Source organism: Candidatus Thermoplasmatota archaeon (assembly GCA_034660695.1).
Classification (GTDB): Archaea; Thermoplasmatota; E2; order UBA202; family DSCA01; genus JAYEJS01.
The window spans coordinates 1-5,876 of record JAYEJS010000105.1 but is presented as its reverse complement, the minus strand read 5'-3'; the positions used below and the strand labels follow the sequence as shown (position 1 = coordinate 5,876).

At 43.8% G+C, this 5,876-nt stretch carries 7 protein-coding genes; 2 read left to right on the top strand and 5 right to left on the bottom strand.

All coding sequences use genetic code 11. The features are described from left to right. The first annotated feature begins 131 nt into the window (after window positions 1–131). Together U9O96_05250 and U9O96_05245 are read left to right on the top strand one after the other, a co-directional pair. Window positions 132–1,550: a radical SAM protein gene (locus tag U9O96_05250; protein ID MEA2054506.1), complete on the top strand. Its 1,419-nt coding sequence runs from the start codon at window positions 132–134 to the stop codon at window positions 1,548–1,550. Then, entirely contained in the window at window positions 1,547–3,013 is a 1,467-nt protein-coding gene (locus U9O96_05245) for a radical SAM protein (protein MEA2054505.1), read from the top strand. Before U9O96_05250 ends, U9O96_05245 begins: the two co-directional genes overlap by 4 nt. Before the next feature lie 45 nt (window positions 3,014–3,058). Here the strand turns inward: U9O96_05245 and U9O96_05240 are convergent, their stop codons facing one another. Genes U9O96_05240 through U9O96_05220 form a run of 5 tightly spaced genes read right to left on the bottom strand, consistent with a single transcriptional unit; the run spans window position 3,059 to window position 5,702 of the window. Beyond that, window positions 3,059–4,243, bottom strand: coding sequence for a redox-regulated ATPase YchF (locus U9O96_05240; protein MEA2054504.1), 1,185 nt, complete (start codon window positions 4,241–4,243; stop codon window positions 3,059–3,061). Window positions 4,244–4,248: 5 nt separating this feature from the next. Beyond that, window positions 4,249–4,524 carry a hypothetical protein gene (locus tag U9O96_05235; GenBank protein MEA2054503.1) on the bottom strand — a complete coding sequence of 92 codons (276 nt, stop codon included), beginning with the start codon at window positions 4,522–4,524 and terminating at the stop codon, window positions 4,249–4,251. After that, window positions 4,525–4,953 (bottom strand): transcriptional regulator, encoded by a 429-nt coding sequence (locus U9O96_05230; GenBank protein ID MEA2054502.1) that lies wholly within the window; start codon window positions 4,951–4,953, stop codon window positions 4,525–4,527. A gap of 57 nt (window positions 4,954–5,010) precedes the next feature. Beyond that, complete coding sequence (locus U9O96_05225; protein MEA2054501.1) at window positions 5,011–5,442, bottom strand: hypothetical protein; 432 nt, start codon at window positions 5,440–5,442, stop codon at window positions 5,011–5,013. Between the two features lie 44 nt (window positions 5,443–5,486). Next, window positions 5,487–5,702: an LSM domain-containing protein gene (locus tag U9O96_05220; GenBank protein ID MEA2054500.1), complete on the bottom strand. Its 216-nt coding sequence runs from the start codon at window positions 5,700–5,702 to the stop codon at window positions 5,487–5,489. Between the last annotated feature and the right edge of the window lie 174 nt (window positions 5,703–5,876).

The window sequence follows — 5,876 nt, the reverse complement described above, 5'->3', positions numbered from 1 at the left end:
CTTCTGAGAGAAACTTCAGACGAAATCCATAAGTTGAAAAGCAGTTATAAAAGAAAACTGGGAGGAGTGCTGAAAATGATTGAGAATGCTATTCATTACCTGGAAAAGACGAAAAAATTTGAGGAGGAAGCATGAAAACCACAACTACAGTAAGGCTATTAAAAAACACGATTGGCAATCCTGCAACAAGGAGAATTTTGAGAGGGATGGGCAAATATTGCGAAAAAGATGGAAAAAATAGGATTGAAGTGGCGGTCGAGCTGTACACAGGGCAGCGAAAGGATGCATGTCTTTCTTGCAAACTCACAGAAAAAATGATAGCCAAAGTGCTTAAAAAAGGAGCGGATGCGTTCAGCGTAACTGAAGATGAATTGAAGAAGAAGTTCAGCGATCCGTACTGGGCAAAAGGACTTTCGTCAACGATAATGGGTGTTGCTCAATTCGGGGTCAAAAAGCCGTTTACTTCTGGTGCCCCATTCCAGATTGTATGGGATGTGACATACGCATGCAATTTGAAATGCAAACATTGCTATGCGACAGCTGGAAAAACATGGAAAGACGAGCTTTCTACGGAGGAAGCAAAACGCGCCATCGACATTTTTGACAGGGCAGGGGTTACCATTATCGCATTTTCGGGCGGAGAACCGCTGGTGAGGCCTGATATTCTTGAGTTGACAAAATACGCAGCAGACAAAGGAATATATGTTGCAATTGCCACCAATGGAACGCTCATAACAAAGGAGAAGGCGAGAGAGATGAATGAGGCGGGCGTACAGTTCGTTCAGATAAGCTTGGATGGGGCAAGTGCAGAAACACATGATAAATTCAGAGGTATACAAGGCGCATTTGATAAGACGGTTGATGGCGTAAAGAACTCGGTTGAGAAGGGATTTTTTGTTGAGATTTCGACTACAGCTACTAAATACAACTACAAAGAGATTCCGGATATAATAAGACTCAGCGAGGAACTTGGAGCGAACTGGTTCATGGCCTTCAATTTTATTCCAACTGGCAGGGGAAAAGATATTGTAAAGGTGGATCTCACTCCAGATGAGAGAGAGGAAATGCTGAAGATGCTCTGGAACGAGTTAAAAGCAAGAAAAAATATAAATGTGCTGTCTACCGCCCCTCAATTTGCAAGGGTGGCCCTGCAACAGGAAGAGGGGGAAGATGAAAAAGTTGTGCCCACACACTTTTATAATCCGAAGCTTGCTGGTCAGCTGGTAGATCTGGCAGAATTTATCGGCGGGTGCGGGGCGGGACGTTTCTACATGGCGATGCATGCGAACGGCGATTTGCAGCCCTGCGTCTTTTTCCCGCTGAAATTGGGGAATATAAGAGAGGATGACTTTGAAGAACTCTGGATTCATAATAAAGTTCTGCAGGATTTAAGGGACAAAGATTTGCTGAAAGGATGCGATACGTGCGATTATCGCTATTATTGCGGAGGGTGCAGGGCTAGAGCATATGCATATACGGGAGATTATCTTTCCCCGGACCCAGGATGCATAAACAATAGGAGGTTATACGAGAAGGTGTTGGAAGAATGAGGGCGGTTCTGACATCTGATAAAACTTTGATGAGCAATCATCATGGCAAGGAATTCCTGGGATTTGGAACCAGCGCTCCTCCAAACTGGCTGCCGGAATGGCTTTTCCAGTGGCTTTTCTTTCCACGAATAAAAAGCGTTAATGGGATGCCGTGGCAAGCCCCTTATGGATTGAGGAAAATCGAGGCAAAGCTGATCGATGAAGGCTTTGACGTTAAAACCGTTTATCCAGATTATATCGACAGATTTGATCCGGAAGTTATCGGCATTAGCGTTATGGATCCTTTTGGCTGGGGTCCCTCCTCAACTACTTTTGCCGGAATTTTGAAAACGGGAGATCCTTATTTAGCCAAATATTTTAAATCAATGCTTGAAAGCAAGGCATACAGAAATGCAAAGAAGAAAGGTGCAAAGACGATTGTCGGCGGCCCGGGGGCATGGCAATTTAAGATGAACCAGGAATTCATGGATCGATATGGAATAGACTGTGTTGTAAACGGAGAAGGCGATTATGCGAAGGCCGTTGAGATTTACAAAATGGCTCTGGAAGGAAAAGATTTGCCAAAATTCGTTGAATTAAAGCCAGATGAATGTCCTGATCTGGATAAAATTTCTGAAATAAAAAATCCCTCCATAAACGGATTGGTGGAAGTTGGAAGGGGTTGCCCCCGCAATTGCAGGTTTTGTTCCGTAACTTTAAGACCTTTGAGATGGTACCCCTACGAAAAAATCGAGAAGGAATTAAAAATAAATGCAAATGCAGGGATTAAGGGCGGAGTCATCCATGCAGAGGATACCCTTTTATACGGACAAAATGGGGTTATACCAGACGAAGAGAAAGTTTTGAAATTGAATAGATTGGCGAAGAAATATTACAGAAATCTTTCCTGGAGTCATGCATCTTTTGCCGCCGTCGCCTGCAAGCCAAAATTGATGGAAAATCTCTCAGAAATCATATGCGACGGTAATCAGGCATGGTGGGGAGCAGAGATGGGACTAGAAACGGGCTCAGTTGAACTGGCAAAAAAAATAATGCCGGCGAAAGCAAGGCCATTTAAGGCTGGGGAATGGCCGGAAGTTGTTGTCCAAGGGGCCGGGGTTATGAAGGACTGCCATTTAATCCCCGCCTGTACTCTCATAGCAGGACTGCCCGAAGAAACAGATGATGACATAATAAAAACAATTGAACTGATGGATGAATTAAAAGATTTTCCGTCGCTGATTGTTCCGTTATTTTTTGTCCCCATGGGCAAATTAAAAGACAAAGACTGGTTCAAAAAAGAAGAAATGAGCGATTTGCAAAAAGAATTGTTGATAAAATGCCTTCGTCACGACGTTTATTGGGCAAGGGAAATCGGAAAGACTTACTTTGACAAAAGCATGATGCACAGGCTGATAAAACCTCTATATTTTCTGTTCCTTAAAGTTATGGAATGGGAGGGAAAAAAGAAAGATGTGTTATAACGGTGCAGATTGCACGATTTTAACTTTTTGCGACCCGGTATGCGGTTATTTGGCTATTATGCGTATGATATCCCCATTCTTCAGTTCATGGTCCGCTCCGGCAATGCGCTGTGTCCTTGCGTCTACTGCCCTTATAAATCTCTCTCCCAGATCGGTATGAACCTTATATGCAAGGTCAATGGCAGTCGAGCCCTCCGGGAGTAAAAACACGTCTGGAAGAACATTCCCCTTCTTGTCTGTCAGGTGGTGATCATCCTCTACAGGATAGACAGCGATTAGATCCAGCATGTCGAATACCGCTTTGTCTATACATTTCTGAACGCCCGTGCCGCCGTACTTTTCCATCACGTGGGTCTTTATATATTCCAGGGCTTTGAGATGTTTTTCATCCATGCTCTTATCCAGGATTGTGAATGATGAATCGCCAGGCTTGTATGCAACCAGGTCTTTCTCTGCAGCCCTTGACAGAGCCAGCTCTGCTTCGGCAGATGTTGGAATTGTATATCCCTCTGTCATTTTTTTGACCATTGCATCTGGAGCTTTGTCGCATTTGTTCAGTGCCAGAAGTATTGGCTTCCCCACCTTTCTGATATGTGAGGAAAGCGCAAGCAGGTCATCACTGCACCATTTTGTCGCGTCCTCCTGCAATTCCGCATTTTTTATTGCAGCATGGATGTCGCCTTCCTTCACCCCCAACCCAGTCAACTTTTCAGTCAATGCCTTATCAATCTTCTTTCCTTCCAGTTTGCATTTCCTGCTCATGTGTTCCCAGTCTTTTTGTATTATGCCGCATATCCAGTAATCTATTTCTTCTTCCAAAAATTGAACGTCCTGCTCGGGGTCGTGCTCCCCGATATTGCACATTCGCCCTTCATCATCTGTTGAGCCGGATATATCGATGATATGGATAAGGCACGAGGCTTGCCGAAGGTCGTCCAAAAATTTGTTTCCCAAGCCGCGCCCCTCATGAGCTTTGGGCACAAGCCCGGCAACATCTATTGCCTCTATGGGCACGTATCTTATCCCCTCCCTGCATTCTGAGTTATGGGGATTGCATTTAATGTCAAATTCCCTGCACGGGCATGAAGTGCGGGCATACATGACCCCCCTATTTGCGTCAATGGTTGTAAAAGGATAAGAAGCCATCTCCGCATGTGCATTTGTTGCCGCATTGAAAAATGTGGTTTTGCCCACATTCGGCTTGCCAACTATGCCTATCTGCGTTCCCATTTTATCTAACCATAATAATGATCTACTACGCTCTCGCCCCTGCCGTGCTTCTCACTCTTTTTTTCTATGACGTCTATAGATAAAATCATGCTTATGGGTATAATTCTAATCTTGCCTTCCATATCTTTGTGTGATGCATCCATTTTTATACACATCCCTCCCTCTTCTTTTCCTATGTATGCATACCCTGTAAAAGTTCCTCTCGTTACCATCGTATCTTTATCTGAGCCTATGGAACGGACAACATATTTCGAGCCCTCCGTTAACTCAATATCATCCATCTAGAACCTCCTTTCCAGTAGTTTTTGAAGATGAATTATTGTTTCCCCATAATTTTCCATCGCGACTTTAACATGGGCCTCTACAAAACTCCATGCCCTTTCGAGGTTTCCATATCTTAAGCGATACGTTTTCCGTACGGCATTTCCCTCCCCCTCCTTTCCTTCCTCCAGGATATCCATTCCTTTGAGTTTGTTAAGATGGCGGTACACCGTTGCCTTTGTGGCATTCAAAGTCACCGAAAGTTCATCCACCATCCATTCCTTATCCGGATGAAGCATAAAACACTCGAAGAGTTTATATGGTATGGACGACTTATCTGCCCCGTCAGGCATGTATCCTATGAACTTAAGAAAATCAACTGCAACTTTCTCATAGTCATCCTCACCAGTTAGCGGTGTATTTTTCATGACCCTCAGCTGAAAAGCCATGTATATAGAATAGCTACGCTAATTTTATAATTTTTGTTCGGAATGAAAAAGAAAGGACTATGCAACCTCGGGACTGTATCCTGTTCCTTTTTCTTTTGACTGCTTATCGAATCTCACCTGGGGCATCGGTATCGGCGGTGGCAGACGCAAATCCCTTGAGACCATGACCGCTTCTGGCAAACAAAAATGCATTATGGCGGTATGAATGCGGGACGCAACTTCATCGGGCATATTCTTTTTTTCATTCCATCTTTTCGCCACTTCCTCTGCATCATTTCCTTCATATACAAAATCTCCCCCGAATTTTATCAGACCCAGTGGACCGTAACTGGCGGTGTACTCGAATTCGACCTGAGCTTCTCCCTTCTTTACCACTGTAAAGAGAGTGACAGTACTGTTATGGTCAATGCGGATATTCATAGGCCTGTTCTGCATCTTGGAGTATCTTCTCGCCTCGATAGAACTGAGATTCATATTTTTGATATTCATTTATACCATTAACCCCGCCCCATTTTAAATATTTTGCCTCGAAATTATTTCAGGGCTATGCTCACGATATTATTTCCTCTCAGCACAACGAAACCAAGGCGTCGTTCCGCATCCTCAGTTTTCTCCCTCGTATCTTCTATAACCAGGTTCATGTACTGGTCGTAGCCTGTGAGGCGGCCGCTCAGGATTCTCCCATCTTTAAGCAGGAGAGAAATCTCTTTGTTTATCGAACTTTCAAGCAAATCTGTTGGCAACACCATAGAAGGGTATTCCTTTCTATTTTAAATAGTTGTTGAAAGGCATCCAGCTAGTAGAGGATTTTCTAAGTTCGTTTCCGTAATTATGCGCAACATACTTTTCCCTTGTATGTCCACTGAAATGGATGTGCTTTTGGATTCCATTCAAGTTCCATGTATTTCATGATCTTGCTGACC

Excerpts from the sequence above, each read along its gene's own strand:
- U9O96_05240 (MEA2054504.1), bottom strand. The coding sequence starts at position 4,243 with ATGGGAACGCAGATAGGCATAGTTGGCAAGCCGAATGTGGGCAAAACC.
- U9O96_05220 (MEA2054500.1), bottom strand. The coding sequence starts at position 5,702 with ATGGTGTTGCCAACAGATTTGCTTGAAAGTTCGATAAACAAAGAGATT.
- U9O96_05235 (MEA2054503.1), bottom strand. The coding sequence starts at position 4,524 with ATGGATGATATTGAGTTAACGGAGGGCTCGAAATATGTTGTCCGTTCC.
- U9O96_05230 (MEA2054502.1), bottom strand. The coding sequence starts at position 4,953 with ATGGCTTTTCAGCTGAGGGTCATGAAAAATACACCGCTAACTGGTGAG.
- U9O96_05250 (MEA2054506.1), top strand. The coding sequence starts at position 132 with ATGAAAACCACAACTACAGTAAGGCTATTAAAAAACACGATTGGCAAT.
- U9O96_05225 (MEA2054501.1), bottom strand. The coding sequence starts at position 5,442 with ATGAATATCAAAAATATGAATCTCAGTTCTATCGAGGCGAGAAGATAC.
- U9O96_05245 (MEA2054505.1), top strand. The coding sequence starts at position 1,547 with ATGAGGGCGGTTCTGACATCTGATAAAACTTTGATGAGCAATCATCAT.